The sequence below is a fragment of the Neisseria sp. HMSC058F07 genome (genome assembly GCF_001810035.1).
Classification (GTDB): domain Bacteria; phylum Pseudomonadota; class Gammaproteobacteria; order Burkholderiales; family Neisseriaceae; genus Neisseria; species Neisseria perflava.
Genome location: NZ_KV799674.1, coordinates 374,949 through 390,547, shown reverse-complemented (window position 1 = coordinate 390,547; position 15,599 = coordinate 374,949). Strand labels below are relative to the sequence as shown.

General features: G+C 49.1%; 13 protein-coding genes. 9 read left to right on the top strand and 4 right to left on the bottom strand.

Features of this window, described 5'->3' with window-relative positions; all coding sequences use genetic code 11:
• Positions 1–140: 140 nt before the first annotated feature.
• From carB to ispH, 9 genes are all read left to right on the top strand, one after another.
• Positions 141–3,356 (top strand): carbamoyl-phosphate synthase large subunit, encoded by a 3,216-nt coding sequence (gene carB, locus HMPREF2696_RS05235; RefSeq protein ID WP_070504294.1) that lies wholly within the window; start codon positions 141–143, stop codon positions 3,354–3,356.
• A gap of 403 nt (positions 3,357–3,759) precedes the next feature.
• A complete protein-coding gene (gene pilB / locus HMPREF2696_RS05230; protein ID WP_004518864.1) occupies positions 3,760–5,439 on the top strand; it encodes a type IV-A pilus assembly ATPase PilB in 1,680 nt (559 codons plus the stop codon).
• A 79-nt stretch (positions 5,440–5,518) separates the two neighbouring features.
• Positions 5,519–6,760 (top strand): type II secretion system F family protein, encoded by a 1,242-nt coding sequence (locus HMPREF2696_RS05225; protein ID WP_004518865.1) that lies wholly within the window; start codon positions 5,519–5,521, stop codon positions 6,758–6,760.
• 1 nt (position 6,761) lies between these two features.
• Positions 6,762–7,649 (top strand): prepilin peptidase, encoded by an 888-nt coding sequence (locus HMPREF2696_RS05220; protein ID WP_004518866.1) that lies wholly within the window; start codon positions 6,762–6,764, stop codon positions 7,647–7,649.
• On the top strand, positions 7,649–8,269 hold the full coding sequence (gene coaE, locus HMPREF2696_RS05215; protein ID WP_004518867.1) for a dephospho-CoA kinase: 621 nt from the start codon (positions 7,649–7,651) through the stop codon (positions 8,267–8,269). The genes HMPREF2696_RS05220 and coaE overlap by 1 nt, the downstream gene beginning before the upstream one ends.
• Positions 8,266–8,448, top strand: coding sequence for a DNA gyrase inhibitor YacG (yacG, locus tag HMPREF2696_RS05210; RefSeq protein WP_004518868.1), 183 nt, complete (start codon positions 8,266–8,268; stop codon positions 8,446–8,448). Before coaE ends, yacG begins: the two co-directional genes overlap by 4 nt.
• Positions 8,449–8,529: 81 nt before the next feature.
• Complete coding sequence (glyQ, locus tag HMPREF2696_RS05205) at positions 8,530–9,429, top strand: glycine--tRNA ligase subunit alpha (protein ID WP_004518869.1); 900 nt, start codon at positions 8,530–8,532, stop codon at positions 9,427–9,429.
• 148 nt (positions 9,430–9,577) lie between these two features.
• Positions 9,578–10,084 carry a signal peptidase II gene (gene lspA, locus HMPREF2696_RS05200; RefSeq protein WP_039861846.1) on the top strand — a complete coding sequence of 169 codons (507 nt, stop codon included), beginning with the start codon at positions 9,578–9,580 and terminating at the stop codon, positions 10,082–10,084.
• A 13-nt stretch (positions 10,085–10,097) separates the two neighbouring features.
• A complete protein-coding gene (gene ispH, locus HMPREF2696_RS05195; RefSeq protein WP_004518871.1) occupies positions 10,098–11,066 on the top strand; it encodes a 4-hydroxy-3-methylbut-2-enyl diphosphate reductase in 969 nt (322 codons plus the stop codon).
• Between the two features lie 119 nt (positions 11,067–11,185).
• Here ispH and ftsZ read toward each other — a convergent pair whose 3' ends face one another.
• The 4 genes from ftsZ to HMPREF2696_RS05175 all read right to left on the bottom strand — a co-directional run bounded on the left by ftsZ (position 11,186) and on the right by HMPREF2696_RS05175 (position 15,586).
• Entirely contained in the window at positions 11,186–12,385 is a 1,200-nt protein-coding gene (ftsZ, locus tag HMPREF2696_RS05190) for a cell division protein FtsZ (RefSeq protein ID WP_004518872.1), read from the bottom strand.
• Positions 12,386–12,637: 252 nt separating this feature from the next.
• Positions 12,638–13,888, bottom strand: coding sequence for a cell division protein FtsA (gene ftsA, locus HMPREF2696_RS05185; protein WP_004518873.1), 1,251 nt, complete (start codon positions 13,886–13,888; stop codon positions 12,638–12,640).
• A 74-nt stretch (positions 13,889–13,962) separates the two neighbouring features.
• Positions 13,963–14,682 (bottom strand): cell division protein FtsQ/DivIB, encoded by a 720-nt coding sequence (locus HMPREF2696_RS05180; RefSeq protein WP_070588007.1) that lies wholly within the window; start codon positions 14,680–14,682, stop codon positions 13,963–13,965.
• A complete protein-coding gene (locus HMPREF2696_RS05175; protein WP_049335322.1) occupies positions 14,672–15,586 on the bottom strand; it encodes a D-alanine--D-alanine ligase in 915 nt (304 codons plus the stop codon). The genes HMPREF2696_RS05180 and HMPREF2696_RS05175 overlap by 11 nt, the downstream gene beginning before the upstream one ends.
• Positions 15,587–15,599 lie beyond the last annotated feature (13 nt).

The window sequence follows — 15,599 nt, the reverse complement described above, 5'->3', positions numbered from 1 at the left end:
TAATTATAAAATCTTATTTTAATCAAAGAGTTTAATGAATTTTATATTGGATAATACCCAATACACATTTGTTTGATAAATTCATTGTTTCTCAGATACACAGAAACAAATCAAGTTACTAAATTAAGAAAGACCCACCCATGCCTAAACGTACCGACCTAAAATCCATCCTTATCATCGGCGCCGGCCCTATCGTTATCGGTCAGGCCTGCGAATTTGACTATTCGGGCGCACAGGCCTGCAAAGCCTTGCGTGAAGAAGGCTATAAAGTCATTTTGGTAAACTCCAACCCTGCCACGATCATGACCGACCCTGAAATGGCGGATGTTACCTACATCGAGCCGATTATGTGGCAGACGGTGGAAAAAATTATCGCCAAGGAGCGACCTGATGCGATTCTGCCTACCATGGGCGGTCAGACTGCGCTGAACTGTGCGCTGGATTTGGCGCGCAACGGCGTGTTGACGAAATACAATGTCGAATTAATCGGTGCGACCGAAGATGCTATCGATAAGGCGGAAGACCGCGGCCGCTTTAAAGAAGCGATGGAAAAAATCGGTTTGTCTTGCCCGAAATCTTTTGTCTGCCACACCATGAACGAAGCTTTGGCAGCGCAAGAACAGGTCGGCTTCCCTACCCTGATTCGTCCTTCTTTCACGATGGGTGGTTCAGGCGGCGGCATTGCCTACAACAAAGATGAGTTTTTGGCGATTTGCGAACGCGGTTTCGATGCGTCGCCTACGCATGAGCTGTTGATTGAGCAGTCCGTCCTCGGCTGGAAAGAGTACGAGATGGAAGTGGTGCGCGATAAAAACGACAACTGCATCATTATCTGCTCGATTGAAAACTTCGACCCAATGGGTGTGCATACCGGTGACTCCATCACTGTTGCGCCTGCACAAACATTGACTGATAAAGAATACCAAATCATGCGTAATGCTTCGTTGGCAGTATTGCGCGAAATCGGTGTGGACACGGGCGGCTCGAACGTGCAGTTTGCGGTGAACCCTGAAAACGGCGAGATGATTGTGATTGAGATGAACCCGCGCGTGAGCCGTTCGTCCGCGCTGGCTTCCAAAGCAACGGGCTTCCCGATTGCGAAGGTGGCGGCGAAACTGGCGGTCGGCTTTACGCTGGATGAGTTGCGCAACGATATTACCGGCGGCCGCACGCCCGCGTCGTTCGAGCCTTCCATCGACTATGTCGTGACCAAAATCCCGCGTTTCGCCTTTGAAAAATTCCCCGCCGCAGACGACCGCCTGACCACGCAGATGAAATCGGTGGGCGAAGTAATGGCAATGGGCCGTACCATTCAAGAAAGCTTCCAAAAAGCCTTGCGCGGTTTGGAAACCGGCTTGTGCGGCTTCAATCCGCGCAGCGAAGACAAAGCGGAAATCCGCCGCGAACTTGCCAACCCGGGCCCTGAGCGTATGTTGTTTGTAGCCGATGCGTTCCGCGCAGGCTTCACTCTGGACGAAATCCACGAAATCTGCGCCATCGACCCTTGGTTCTTGGCGCAAATCGAAGACTTGGTGAAAGAAGAAAAATCGGTTTCAGACGGCCAGTTGCAAGACTTGGATTACGCCGCTTTACGCCGTCTGAAACGCAAAGGCTTCTCTGACAAACGTTTGGCACAATTGTTGAACGTAAGCGAAAAAGAAGTCCGCGAACACCGCTACGCGCTGAACCTGCATCCGGTTTACAAACGCGTTGACACCTGCGCCGCCGAGTTTGCCACCGAAACCGCTTATCTCTACTCCACTTACGAAGAAGAATGCGAATCCCGTCCTTCCGACCGTAAAAAAGTGATGATTCTCGGCGGCGGCCCAAACCGTATCGGTCAGGGTATTGAATTTGACTACTGCTGCGTTCATGCCGCACTCGCCCTGCGCGAATCCGGTTTTGAAACCATCATGGTCAACTGCAACCCGGAAACTGTATCCACCGACTTCGACACCAGCGACCGCCTGTACTTCGAGCCGCTGACCTTGGAAGACGTATTGGAAATCGTCCGCACTGAAAACCCATGGGGCGTGATTGTTCATTACGGCGGCCAAACCCCGCTCAAACTGGCCAATGCCTTGGTGGCAAACGGTGTAAACATCATCGGCACATCTGCCGACAGCATCGACGCCGCCGAAGACCGCGAACGCTTCCAAAAAGTATTGAACGACTTAGGCTTGCGCCAACCGCCTAACCGCATCGCCCACAACGAAGAAGAAGCCCTCGTTAAGGCCGAAGAAATCGGTTATCCGTTGGTTGTCCGTCCTTCTTACGTACTCGGCGGCCGCGCCATGCAGATTGTTCACTCTGCCGAAGAGTTGCAAAAATACATGCGCGAAGCCGTACAAGTTTCCGAAGACAGCCCTGTATTGCTCGACTTCTTCTTGAACAACGCCATCGAAGTGGACGTAGACTGCGTTTCAGACGGCCAAGATGTCGTGATCGGCGGCATCATGCAACACGTCGAACAAGCAGGTATCCACTCCGGCGACTCCGGCTGCTCATTGCCTCCATACTCATTGGACGAAGAAATTCAAGACGAAATCCGCCGTCAAACCAAAGCCATGGCATATGCACTGGGTGTGGTCGGCTTGATGAACGTACAGTTTGCCGTACAAGACGGCGTGGTCTTCGTACTGGAAGTAAACCCACGCGCCAGCCGTACCGTACCGTTCGTATCCAAAGCCACCGGTGTACCGCTCGCCAAAGTCGGCGCACGCGTGATGGCAGGCATTTCGCTGAAAGAGCAAGGCGTAGAAAAAGAAGTCATCCCGGACTTCTACGCCGTTAAAGAAGCCGTGTTCCCATTCATCAAATTCCCAGGTGTGGACACCATTCTCGGCCCTGAAATGCGCTCTACCGGCGAAGTCATGGGCGTAGGCGCAAGCTTCGGCGAAGCCTACTTCAAAGCCCAACTCGGCGCAGGCGAACGCTTGAGCACAACAGGCAAAGTGTTCCTCGCCGTACGCGACGAAGACAAACCGCTCATCGTCAAAACCGCACAAAACTTCCAAGCACTCGGCTACGGTGTCTGCGCCACTCGCGGTACCGCCGAATACTTGAAAGAACACGGCATCATCGTGCAAGCGGTCAACAAAGTGCAGGAAGGCCGCCCACACATCGTGGACGCAATTAAAAACGGCGAAATCGCACTGGTGGTCAACACCGTCGGCAGCACAGTACAATCTGTTACCGACAGCCACAGTATCCGCCGCACCTCCCTCACCCAACGCGTACCGCAATACACCACCATCGCCGGCGGCGAAGCCATGAGCGAAGGCGCAAAAAGCCGCGAACACTTGGGCGTGTACAGCGTACAGGAATTGCATGGCCGTCTGAAAAACAAAGCCTAATCAATCCTATCGGATTTAAATAGCTAAAAGGCCGTCTGAAACCTGATTGCTCAGTTTCAGACGGCCTTTTCATATTTCAAATTCCAACCGTCTGTCCATCAAAACAACCTTTTCTGCCATCTCCAAACAAGCAATAGCAACATGAAATATAATTTCGTTATTGATTGGATTCATACGACAAAATTGTTGTTTTTTCATCATAATCCAAAAATATCGAGTTTAACGCCTATTCTCCTTGCTTTATAATGGCCGTCTGAAATAAAAATACAATTAAAGCAGAAGCATGTCTTTGCAACTTAAGCAGATTTGCATAATTAAATATATGCTTTAATCATAATAATGATAAAATAATACGGCTTTCCTCTAAATTAAAGGGAAAACTGCACAAGAAACGGAAAATAAAATGAGTGTCGGATTATTGCGTGTTTTGGTTCAAAGCCAGACCATCTCAAATCAACAAGCGGAACATTACAACAACCTTTTACAATCAGGCAAAGAAATCCTGCCCAACCTGTTTTCAGACGGCATCATCTCCCCTAAAGCTTTGGGGGAGTTAGTTGCGCGCGTATTCAGCTATCCCCTTTTGGATTTGCACTACTACCCGCGCAATAATGTAGTCAGCGACATTCTGACGGAAGAGCAAATGGTGCAAAACCGTTGCATTCCGATTTTCAAACGCGGACGCAAGGTTTATTTCGCCGTATCCGATCCAACCCAAATCCAAAACTTTCAAAAAATCGCTTTTGCTTCAGGTTTAAGTGTCGACTTGGTCGTAGTTCCCGACGACCAGCTCAGCTCATTGCTGGAATGGCTGGGTCAACGTTCGACAACCATTCTGAAAGAAATCAACGACGAACATGAAGCAACGCAGCAATCGCAATCGCTTTATATCGACAATGAAGAAGCTGAAGACGGCCCTATCCCCCGTTTCATCCACAAAACCTTATCCGATGCCCTGAACGCGGGCGCATCGGACATCCACTTTGAATTCTACGAACAAATGGCGCGCGTCCGTTTCCGTGTGGACGGGCAATTGCGTGAAGTCGTACAGCCGCCTGTCGCCGTACGCGGCCAGTTGGCATCGCGTATCAAAGTGATGGCGCGTTTGGATATTTCCGAAAAACGTATTCCGCAAGACGGCAGAATTCAAATTGCCTTCCATAAACACGGCCGTCCGATTGACTTCCGTGTCAGCACTTTGCCGACATTGTTTGGCGAAAAAGTGGTGATGCGTATCCTAAATTCCGATGGTACATCGCTCAATATCGACCAGCTCGGTTTGGAGCCTTTCCAAAAAGAAATGCTGCTGGAAGCCATCAACCGCCCTTACGGCATGGTATTGGTTACCGGTCCGACAGGTTCGGGCAAAACCGTTTCGCTCTATACCTGCCTGAGTATTTTGAACACAGAAGATGTGAATATTTCAACGGCAGAAGATCCGGCCGAGATTAACCTGCCAGGCGTCAACCAAGTCAACGTCAATGAAAAACAAGGCCTGACGTTTGCTGCCGCACTCCGATCCTTCTTGCGTCAAGATCCTGATATTATTATGGTCGGTGAGATTCGTGACTTGGAAACCGCCGACATCGCCATTAAAGCCGCCCAAACCGGCCACATGGTTTTCTCTACCCTGCATACCAATAATGCACCAGCCACGCTGTCCCGCCTTTTGAACATGGGTGTTGCGCCTTTCAACATCGCCAGCTCGGTCAGCCTGATTATGGCGCAAAGGTTGTTGCGCAGACTGTGTCCAAACTGCAAACGCGAAGTTGAGCGCCCGCCGGTTCCAGCATTGAAAAAAGCCGGCTTTACCGATGCAGACTTGGCTCAAGATTGGAAACTCTACCGCCCGGTTGGCTGCGACAGCTGCCGCGGCAAAGGCTTTAAAGGCCGCATCGGTATTTATGAAGTCATGCCGGTCAGCGATGAAATGCAAAAAGTCATTATGAACAACGGTACAGAAGTTGATATCATGAACATGGCCTATCAGGAAGGCATGGTAGACTTGCGTCGTGCCGGCCTCATGAAAGTCATGCAAGGCCTGACCTCGTTGGAAGAAGTGACTGCTCATACCAATGACTAAACTGCCATATTTTCGAAAATTAAAATAAAGCGGTACGGGGAAACAGTCCGCTTTATTTCTTACAAACAAGGGATAACTCATGGCTCAAGCAGAGCAAAAAAGAAGTCTGTTCGGCTCAAGAAGCAAAGGCAAGCGTTTTACATTTGAAGGAAAAAATACCGAGACCGAACGTCTTGTCCGTGGTGAAGTAGTTGCCAAAGACGAAGAAGAAGCACGCAAAAAACTCCAACGCAGAGGCATTCGCCCTTTGCGTATCAGCAAAGTTAAAACCGCACGCAAACGCCGTATTACCCAAGAAGACATCACGGTGTTTACGCGCCAACTGGCAACGATGATGAAGGCAGGCTTGCCGCTGATGCAGGCTTTTGAAATCGTTGCTCGCGGCCACTCCAATCCGAGCATGACCGAAATGCTGATGCAGGTTCGCTCCGATGTCGAACAAGGTAGCGCATTAGGCAAATCATTCTCCAAATATCCAAAATATTTCGACCGCTTCTATTGCAATCTGGTCAGCGCAGGCGAGTCCGGCGGCGTATTGGAAAGCTTATTGGACAAACTGGCTGTCTATAAAGAAAAAACCCAAGCCATTAAGAAAAAAGTCAAAACCGCACTGACCTATCCGATTGCCATTATCGTGGTGGCGATTGCGCTTATCTTCATCATGATGATGTTTGTGCTACCTGCCTTTAAAGAAGTTTATGCCAATATGGGTGCAGAGTTACCAAGCCTTACCCAACTTGTCATGAACTTGTCTGATTTATTCGTCGACTACGGCTGGATTATGATCATCCTTTTGATTGTTTCGGCCTTCGGCCTGTACAAACTCCATGAAAAATCGCCTACTTTCCAAAAACGAATCGATGCTTTGATTTTGAGACTGCCTGTTTTTGGCACCATCGTCCGAAAAGCGACCATCGCCCGTTGGGCGCGTACGACTTCCACCCTCTTCGCAGCCGGCGTTCCTTTGGTGGAAGTATTAGATTCAGTTGCAGGCGCATCCGGCAATATTCTCTATGAAGAAGCCACTCAAGATATTCGAGCCAAGGTAACCCAAGGCCTGTCGCTAACATCCAGTATGCAAAGTACAGATATGTTCCCAAATATGGTGATCCAAATGGCAGCCATCGGCGAAGAGTCAGGCTCTTTGGACGATATGCTGAACAAAGCAGCCGAATTCTACGAAGATGAAGTAGACAACTCCGTCTCCCGCTTATCTGCCTTGATGGAGCCTATCATCATGGTGGTATTGGGTTCGCTCATCGGTATCTTGCTGATTGCCATGTATCTGCCTCTGTTTAACTTGGGTAATGTCGTAGGTTGATATGCTTGATAGTATTTACTCTGCCATCGACGCCCTCTCCGTTCTTGCGCCATTCGCTATTCCTTTAGCCGTTATTTTGGGATTACTGATTGGCAGCTTTCTGAACGTTGTTATTTATCGCACGCCGATAATGATGGAACGCGAATGGACACAATTTTCTAAAGAGCATTTGGGCATCGAGCTGAAAGACGAAGAAAAACAGCCATTTAATCTGCGCAAACCGGATTCACGCTGCCCCAAATGCAAAAGCCCAATCAAACTTTGGCAAAACATCCCCATCCTCAGCTATGTTTTCCTGGGAGGAAAATGCCACTCCTGCAAAACCGCTATCGGCATACGCTATCCGCTGATTGAGCTGCTGACAGGTGTCTTATTCGGTATTGTCGCATGGCAATACGGCTGGTCATGGGCAACTATTGGCGGATTCATTCTGACTGCCATATTGATTGCGCTGACCTTTATCGATGCCAATACTCAATATTTACCCGACAGCCTGACTCAGCCCCTAATTTGGATCGGCCTGCTGTTTAATCTGAATGATACATTCGTGCCCCTGCATTCAGCCGTTTTAGGCGCAATCGCAGGCTATATGAGCCTTTATACTTTATGCGCCGTCTATAAACTTCTGACCGGTAAAATCGGCATGGGCAATGGCGACTTCAAACTTTTGGCTGCGCTTGGTGCATGGCTGGGCGTAGGAATTTTGCCTGTTCTGATCTTCATGGCTGCCTTAGTCGGGCTGGTGGGCGCACTCATCGCCCGTGTCGGCAAAGGCCAATATTTTGCTTTTGGTCCCAGTCTTGCTGTGGCAGGATGGATTATTTTGGTTGCCAATGCACCTATTACCCAACTGGTACAATGGTGGCTCGTACAATCAGGATTCCGATAATGACATTATGGATAGGCTTGACCGGCGGTATCGGTAGTGGCAAATCATCTATCGCCCAAATGTTTGCCGAACTTGGCGTACCCATTATCGATGCTGATGCCATCAGCCGCTCACTGACCGCTGAAAACGGCGAAGCCCTTCCTGCCATCCGCCAGCTTTTCGGGGATGAGGTTTTTGATCATAAAGGCCGTCTGAATCGTATGGCTTTACGGGAAGAAGTTTTCAGACGGCCTCAATCTAAAAAACAACTGGAAAACCTGCTTCTGCCATTAATCTTAAACAAAATCCAACAGCAGAAACAAAAACTTGCCTCATCCGCCTACGGCATTGTCGATGTACCGCTTTTGATTGAGAATCCGGCATTTAAAGCGGAGACCGACCGTATTTTGGTTGTAGATGTTCCAGAGTCCGTCCAAATCAAACGCGTACACCAGCGCAATGGTTTTTCAGAAGAACAAACGCGTCAAATCATGGCCACCCAAGCTTCTCGACGTGACAGACTGCTGCATGCCGACGATGTATTGGACAATACCCATAGCATGGAAGAAGCAAAAATCAAGGTTGCCCATTTGCATCAATACTATCAATCCATTGCAAAAACTCTGAAAGAAACTGCATGACCGCTCCTGTTGTAAAATGTCCGACCTGCCACAAAAAAGTCGTTTGGAACACCGACAGCCCCTACCGCCCTTTCTGCAGCAAACGGTGTAAACTCATTGATTTAGGCGAATGGGCGCAAGAAAAATACACTGTTTCTTCAGAAGACGACCCTTTTTCAGACCTATTGAACAGCAAATAACCTACGCCGCTTCCTTCAGCCTATCCAAAACAAGCTCAAAACAGTAAAATACCCTCTTTATTCCAATCTATTCCATCCACCATGCTCACCTTCCAACAAATTATTTTCAAATTACAAAACTACTGGGCAGACAAAGGCTGCACCGTTATCCAACCTTTCGATATGGAAGTCGGTGCCGGTACTTCGCATCCAGCCACCTGCCTGCGCGCATTAGGCCCGGAGCCTTGGTTTGCCGCTTACGTTCAACCCAGCCGCCGCCCCAAAGACGGCCGCTATGGCGACAACCCCAACCGCCTGCAACACTACTATCAATTCCAAGTTGCGCTCAAACCAGCTCCCGCCAATATTCAAGACCTATACCTCGACTCCCTGCGCGAATTGGGTATCGACCCTAAAGTACACGACATCCGCTTTGTCGAAGACGACTGGGAAAACCCTACTCTCGGCGCTTGGGGTTTGGGTTGGGAAGTTTGGCTCAACGGTATGGAAGTAACCCAATTCACCTACTTCCAACAAGTCGGCGGTATCGACTGCTCCCCTGTACTTGGTGAAATCACCTACGGTATCGAGCGTCTCGCCATGTATTTGCAAGGCGTAGAAAACGTGTACGACCTCGTTTGGGCAAAAACCCTTGATGGTAACATCGTCACTTACGGCGACGTTTATCATCAAAACGAAGTCGAACAATCCACCTACAACTTCGAATACAGCGATGCCGATTGGCTCTTGCGCCAATTCAACAACTACGAAGAACAAGCTAAACGCCTGCTTGCAGTTGAAGACACCAGTCTTGCCCTACCTGCTTACGAGCTTGTACTCAAAGCCGGCCACACGTTCAACCTCTTGGATGCACGCGGCGCCATTTCCGTTACCGAGCGCGCAACCTACATCGGCCGCATTCGTGCACTGAGCCGTATCGTTGCGCAAAAATTCGTTGAAAGTCGCGAGAAACTGGGCTTCCCATTACTTAAAAACCAATAAGCCCTCACATACATGCCACGCCGCCCTTTGATACATTCAAGTGGCGGCGTTTCTATTTTCAGACGGCCTTAACGTCGATGCCATCGCAAACACTTCCTGCCTGCTTTCAGGTAAAATAAGCCCTTTATTACATAAACCGTCTGAAAACATGAGTTCATCCTCTTCTGCAAAAACGCCCTTTTTCTTACTTTCCCTCGTTGCCATCATTCTTGACCAACTGAGCAAATGGGAAATCTTGAAACACTTTACCGAAGGCGAACGCCTCAATATCATTCCAGACTTTTTTGACCTGACGCTTGCCTATAATCCAGGCGCGGCATTCAGCTTTTTGGCAGACCAAGGCGGCTGGCAAAAATTCTTCTTTTTAGGTCTGGCCGTCGTCATCAGCCTGTATTTGGCCCGTGCCATCTGGCGCGATGAGTTTGGACGCTGGGGCAAACTGGGGGCAGCCATGATTATCGGCGGCGCAATTGGCAATGTGGTTGACCGTCTGATTCACGGCCACGTTGTCGATTTTCTGCTTTTCTATTGGCAAAACTGGTTCTACCCCGCATTTAACATTGCCGACAGCTTTATCTGCGTTGGCGCAGTTTGCTTGGTAATAGACGGTTTGCTGCACAAAAAAACACCTTCAAACGACACAAAGGCCGTCTGAAAACGGAACGCACATGACTCAAAAAACCATTATCCTTGCCAATCCCCGCGGCTTCTGTGCCGGTGTTGACCGTGCTATCAGCATTGTTGAACGTGCACTCGAAGAATTCGGCGCACCCATTTACGTCCGCCATGAAGTCGTTCACAACAAATTCGTCGTGGACAATCTGCGGGCAAAAGGTGCCGTCTTTGTCGATGACTTGGCGGGTGTCCCAAAGGGTGCCACACTGATTTACTCTGCTCACGGCGTATCCAAAGCCGTACAGGAAGAAGCGGCACAACGTGGTTTCCGCGTTTTTGATGCCACCTGCCCTCTGGTCACCAAAGTTCATAAAGAAGTAGCCCGCCTCGATGAGCAAGATTACGAAATCATCATGATCGGCCACAAAGGCCACGTCGAAGTGGAAGGCACGATGGGACAGTTGCCCCCGGGTAAAATGTTTTTGGTTGAGACAGTGGAAGATGTAGCCGGACTGAACATCAAAAATCCTGACAAACTTGCCTACGTCAGCCAAACCACTTTATCGGTAGACGAAACCAAAGACATTATTGCTGCTTTAAACCAACGCTTCCCCAATATCCGCAATCCGCACAAAGAAGACATCTGCTACGCTACAACCAACCGTCAAACTGCCGTTAAAGAATTGGCGGAAGAATGCGATATTGTGATTGTTGTCGGCTCGCCCAACTCTTCCAACAGCAACCGCTTGCGTGAAGTAGCCGCATTGCGCGGAGTTGATGCCTATATGGTCGATAATGCTACCTATCTGAAGAAAGAATGGTTTGAAAACAAAACCAAGGTCGGTGTCACTGCCGGGGCATCTGCGCCCGAAGTCTTGGTTCGAGAAGTCTTGCAAACCATTCAAAACTGGGGACACGAGACCATACGCGAAGGAGAAGGTGCAGAAGAAAGCATTGTATTTGTCTTGCCTAAAGAGTTGCGTCGTGAGGGTGAAAACAAGCAAATCCTAAATAAAGGGTGAGTTTGTTATTTGCTTTATTTGAACTTAAGGCCGTCTGAAAACTTTCAGACGGCCTTAAGTTTATTTTGCTAATAAAAAAGACCCGCCTTTAAGGCAGGTCTTTTCATACATGATCCTGATTATTTCTCAGAAGTATGTTGCTGACGGCGCAAGATAGCCGGAATTTCAAAGTCATCCAGTACAGACTGGTTGCTGAAATCAGCCGCAGTCAGATTCATAGAACGGATATTGCGGTTGGTACGAACCAGGCTTTCAGCACTGCTTTGGCTTTGAGCTTGAGGCGTTTCTTCCGCACCACGTACCAATTGTTGGGTACGAGCAGCAGCGCGCAGTTGGTTGTCAGTACCGTTTTCTTTCAAGCCGGTAGCAATGATGGTAATACGGATAGCGTCTTCGCTCATGCTCTCGTCTTCGGCAGCACCAAATTTGCATTCCACTTCAGGGTGTGCATTTTGGTTGACGATACGCATAATCTCGTTGAACTCAGACATTTTCAGGCAACCAGGAGCAGTGGTAATGTTTACCAATACACCGCGTGCACCATCCAAAGTAACGTTATCCAAGAGCGGGCTGGAGATAGCTTGGTCGGTAGCCAAGCGAGCACGGTCGATACCTTGTGCGAAACCAGAACCCATCATGGCGATACCGCGATTGCTCATCACAGTTTTCACGTCGGCGAAGTCCAAGTTGATCATGTCGCTAGGACAAGTCACCACTTCGGAAATACCGGCAACCGCATCACGCAGTACATTGTCGGCCGCACGGAAAGCTTCACGCATGGTCACGTCTTCGCCCAAAGCAGTCATCAATTTGTCGTTAGGGATAATAATCAGGGAATCAACGCGCTCTTTGAGCTGATCCAAACCTGCTTGAGCGATGTGTACGCGTTTGCCTTCGTAAGCAAACGGACGGGTTACAACCGCAACGGTCAGGATACCCATTTCTTTAGCGATTTCAGCTACAACAGGAGCAGAGCCAGTACCTGTACCGCCACCCATACCGGTAGTGATGAACAGCATGTTTGCACCACGGATGGCATCTTCGATGGCTTCGCGATCTTCTTGGGCAGCGGCGCGACCGATCTCAGGATTTGCACCGGCGCCCAAACCGCGAGTCAGGTTTGTACCCAATTGAATGCGTTTAGCCGCATTGTTTTTAGCCAATGATTGTGCATCGGTATTGGCACTGATGAACTCAACGCCATGAATAGTGTTGGCAACCATGTTGTTGATGGCATTACAGCCGCCGCCGCCCAAACCGATAACTTTAATAACAGCAGGGCTCGTTGCTGATTCTGCTACGTCGTAAACAAATTCCATTCAATAATCCTCCGCGCCCCGCTTTATAAGGACGGTTCAAAAATAACTCATTATCCGTATTATATAAGAAGTATTCAGATACTGGCAAAAATCTTCTTACCATTCGGCTGTCGGCGTTATATTTTTACTACATTTTTTAACAGAAAATATACAAGTTTTAAATTATTCACTTGGCAATTATTTAAAACCGTTTAATTCCACTTAAATATTCAGGACAAACGGTTGCTGCACCGCCTGCCCTGAAAACTTTTATCAGAAATTGTCTCTGAAGAATCTTTGGATTTTTTCCCACAGACCCATTTTTTTGCCTGAATCATTCAGGGCAATCGCACCGGTTCGGCTGGTTTGCTCACCCTCTTCGGCAGCATAGGCCGTCTGAAGCAGGCCGATCGCTGTTGAATAGCGTGGATTGCGGATACGCTCGGACACACCGCCCATTTCTTGTGGAACACCGATACGCGCCGGCAAATTAAAGACTTCTTCCGCCAACTCAACAATACCAGTCAACATAGAAGCACCGCCGGTCAAAACGATACCGGAAGTCAGCACTTCTTCAGGGAAGCCGGAACGGCGCAATTCGTTCAGCGTCAATTCCAAAATCTCTTCTACACGCGGGCCGATGATTTCAGCCAATACACGGCGTGAAATTTGACGTGATTGACGGTCGCCAACACTAGGAACTTCAATCATTTCATCCAAGCCGTCCATAGTCGGAATAGCAGCACCGTAATGGATTTTGATGTACTCGGCTGCACTGTGCGGCGTACGCAAGGCTTGTGCCAAGTCTTTGGTAATCAAATCGCCAGCAACGGGAATAACCGCGGTATGGCGGATGGCGCCATTGGTATAAACCGCGATGTCGGTCGTACCGCCGCCAATATCGATGACGCACACGCCCAAATCTTTTTCGTCTTCAGTCAAAACGGCGTGACCGCTTGCCAAAGGCTGAAGCATGATTTGATCCATTTGCAGGCCGCAACGTTGGATACATTTTTGGATATTTTGCAAAGCAGTGTTCGCACCGGTGATGATGTGTACACGGGTATCCAAACGCACGCCGCTCATGCCGATAGGCTCTTTCACACCGGGTTGGTTGTCGATGATGTACTCTTGAACCACGGTATGTAAGATATTGTGATCAGGCGGAATATTGATGGCTTTAGCCGTTTCGATGGCGCGATCGATATCGGCTTGCGATACTTCGCCATCTTTAATTTTTACCACGCCTTGTGAATTCAGGCTGCGGATATGGTTACCGGCAATACCGGTAACGACGTGGGAAATTTTGGTATCTGCCATCAGCTCGGCATCTTCTACCGCCTGACGAATGGCTTGTGCAGTGGCGTCAATGTTGGTCACCATACCTGCACGCAGGCCGCGTGAAGGGCTTTGACCCAAGCCAACAATGTGGATTTCGTTATCTTCCCGAATCTCACCGATTAAGGCAATGACCTTGGACGTACCAATGTCTAAGGCACTGATATATTTATTTTGTTGTTCCATAATTGCTCGTTCGCTATGTTGTCTGACTGACGGTTTGATTATTTTTGAAACAAGATTGCTTCACGTCTAATCGGCTATTCACTCTCGGAAGGGTTTTCAGACGGCCTGTAACGGACTGAAAAACCATCCTTATAACGCATATCGACATACTCGATACGACTTTGTTTTTTACGCAGCAGCGATGGCCAAATCTGGGCAAACTGCTGCAAACGTTTGATTTCATTTTCACGCCCCAAACGCACGGTAATGCCGTTGTTCAATACAAGCAGCCATGCCGAACGCGGCGTGTAGATCAATTCTTTGATGGTCAGTTTCAACGGGCTCAAAATACCGGAAAAGTCCGCATAATGTTTGACCATGTCTTTGCCTGTCCCCTGCTGCCCTTCAAATATAGGCAGGTCCTGTTTCAGACTTGCGGCAAACACATTGCCCTTACTGTCCATCAAGCCGCCAGCGCGCCAATGCGCAACCGGCACACGCTCGGTCAGGATAATTTCCACGGTTTCCGGAAAACGGCGGCGTACCATTGCCGAGTCAATCCAAGGCAATTCCTGAAAAGCGGCCTGCGCCGAATCAATATCGGCGCGGAACATATTACCCCTGATATGCTCTCGTGCAACGGTTTGCAATTCTTTGTTGGAAGCATATTTCAGCTTACCCTGAATGGCAATCTGTTTCACAGGAAAATATTTGGAATTGTAAAGCCAAGCTATGCCCGAACCTATCAGTAGAAAGGTCATCAGCACCAATAGCCGGCGGGTCAGCCGACCCAATGCGCCTGCATCATCCCACATGAGCGGTCTTCAAAATCTCAATACATAAATCAGCAAAATCTACGCCGGTATGGGCTGCAGATTTTGGCACCAAACTGTGGCTGGTCATACCGGGCAAGGTATTGATTTCCAAAAGATACAGCTTACCGTCCGTATCTTTTAGGAAGTCCACGCGCGAACAACCGTCCGCACCAATCGCCTGCGCGCCACGCACGGCCAGTTCGCGCATCAGGTTTTCCTCATCCTCACTCAAATCTTCCGACGGGCATTGATAAACCGTATCGTCGCGGTTGTATTTAGCCTCGTAGTCGTAAAACTCAGTAGCTGGAATAATATGAATGCTCGGCAGGCCTTTGCCGTTCAATACCGGGCAAGAATACTCGCCGCCTCCGATAAAGCGTTCGGCAATAATTTCACCCTGCAAATGTTTCAATTCTTCGTAAACGCTTTTCAGACGGCCTTTTTCTTTTACTTTTACCACACCGACGCTGCTGCCTTCCGCGGCAGGTTTCACAAACATCGGCAGGCCCAATTTTTCTTCAACAGCATCAAAGTCGCTGTCGTCATGCAATACAGCAAACTCAGGAACAGGCAAACCCACGGCCTGCCAAATCAGTTTGCAGCGGTATTTGTCCATACCCAGCGCGGAAGCGGCCACACCACTGCCGGTGTAAGGAATACCCATCAGTTCCAACGCGCCTTGAACCGCGCCATCTTCGCCGAAAGTACCGTGCAGAATATTGAAGGCCGTCTGAAAACCTTGTGTTTTCAATTCAGACAACGGAGTTTCTTTGGGGTCGAACGCATGGGCATCGACGCCTTTGCTTTTCAAGGCAGCCAAAATAGCGGCGCCGCTGTCCAGAGAAACTTCGCGCTCGCTAGAGAAGCCGCCCATCAACACGGCCACTTTGCCAAAATTCTGCATAATTTCCACTTTC

Coding starts and splice junctions, on each gene's coding strand:
- HMPREF2696_RS05220 (WP_004518866.1), top strand. CDS start 6,762: ATGCTTGATAGTATTTACTCTGCCATCGACGCCCTCTCCGTTCTTGCG.
- ispH (WP_004518871.1), top strand. CDS start 10,098: ATGACTCAAAAAACCATTATCCTTGCCAATCCCCGCGGCTTCTGTGCC.
- ftsA (WP_004518873.1), bottom strand. CDS start 13,888: ATGGAACAACAAAATAAATATATCAGTGCCTTAGACATTGGTACGTCC.
- yacG (WP_004518868.1), top strand. CDS start 8,266: ATGACCGCTCCTGTTGTAAAATGTCCGACCTGCCACAAAAAAGTCGTT.
- HMPREF2696_RS05175 (WP_049335322.1), bottom strand. CDS start 15,586: ATGCAGAATTTTGGCAAAGTGGCCGTGTTGATGGGCGGCTTCTCTAGC.
- lspA (WP_039861846.1), top strand. CDS start 9,578: ATGAGTTCATCCTCTTCTGCAAAAACGCCCTTTTTCTTACTTTCCCTC.
- coaE (WP_004518867.1), top strand. CDS start 7,649: ATGACATTATGGATAGGCTTGACCGGCGGTATCGGTAGTGGCAAATCA.
- HMPREF2696_RS05225 (WP_004518865.1), top strand. CDS start 5,519: ATGGCTCAAGCAGAGCAAAAAAGAAGTCTGTTCGGCTCAAGAAGCAAA.
- glyQ (WP_004518869.1), top strand. CDS start 8,530: ATGCTCACCTTCCAACAAATTATTTTCAAATTACAAAACTACTGGGCA.
- carB (WP_070504294.1), top strand. CDS start 141: ATGCCTAAACGTACCGACCTAAAATCCATCCTTATCATCGGCGCCGGC.
- pilB (WP_004518864.1), top strand. CDS start 3,760: ATGAGTGTCGGATTATTGCGTGTTTTGGTTCAAAGCCAGACCATCTCA.
- ftsZ (WP_004518872.1), bottom strand. CDS start 12,385: ATGGAATTTGTTTACGACGTAGCAGAATCAGCAACGAGCCCTGCTGTT.
- HMPREF2696_RS05180 (WP_070588007.1), bottom strand. CDS start 14,682: ATGTGGGATGATGCAGGCGCATTGGGTCGGCTGACCCGCCGGCTATTG.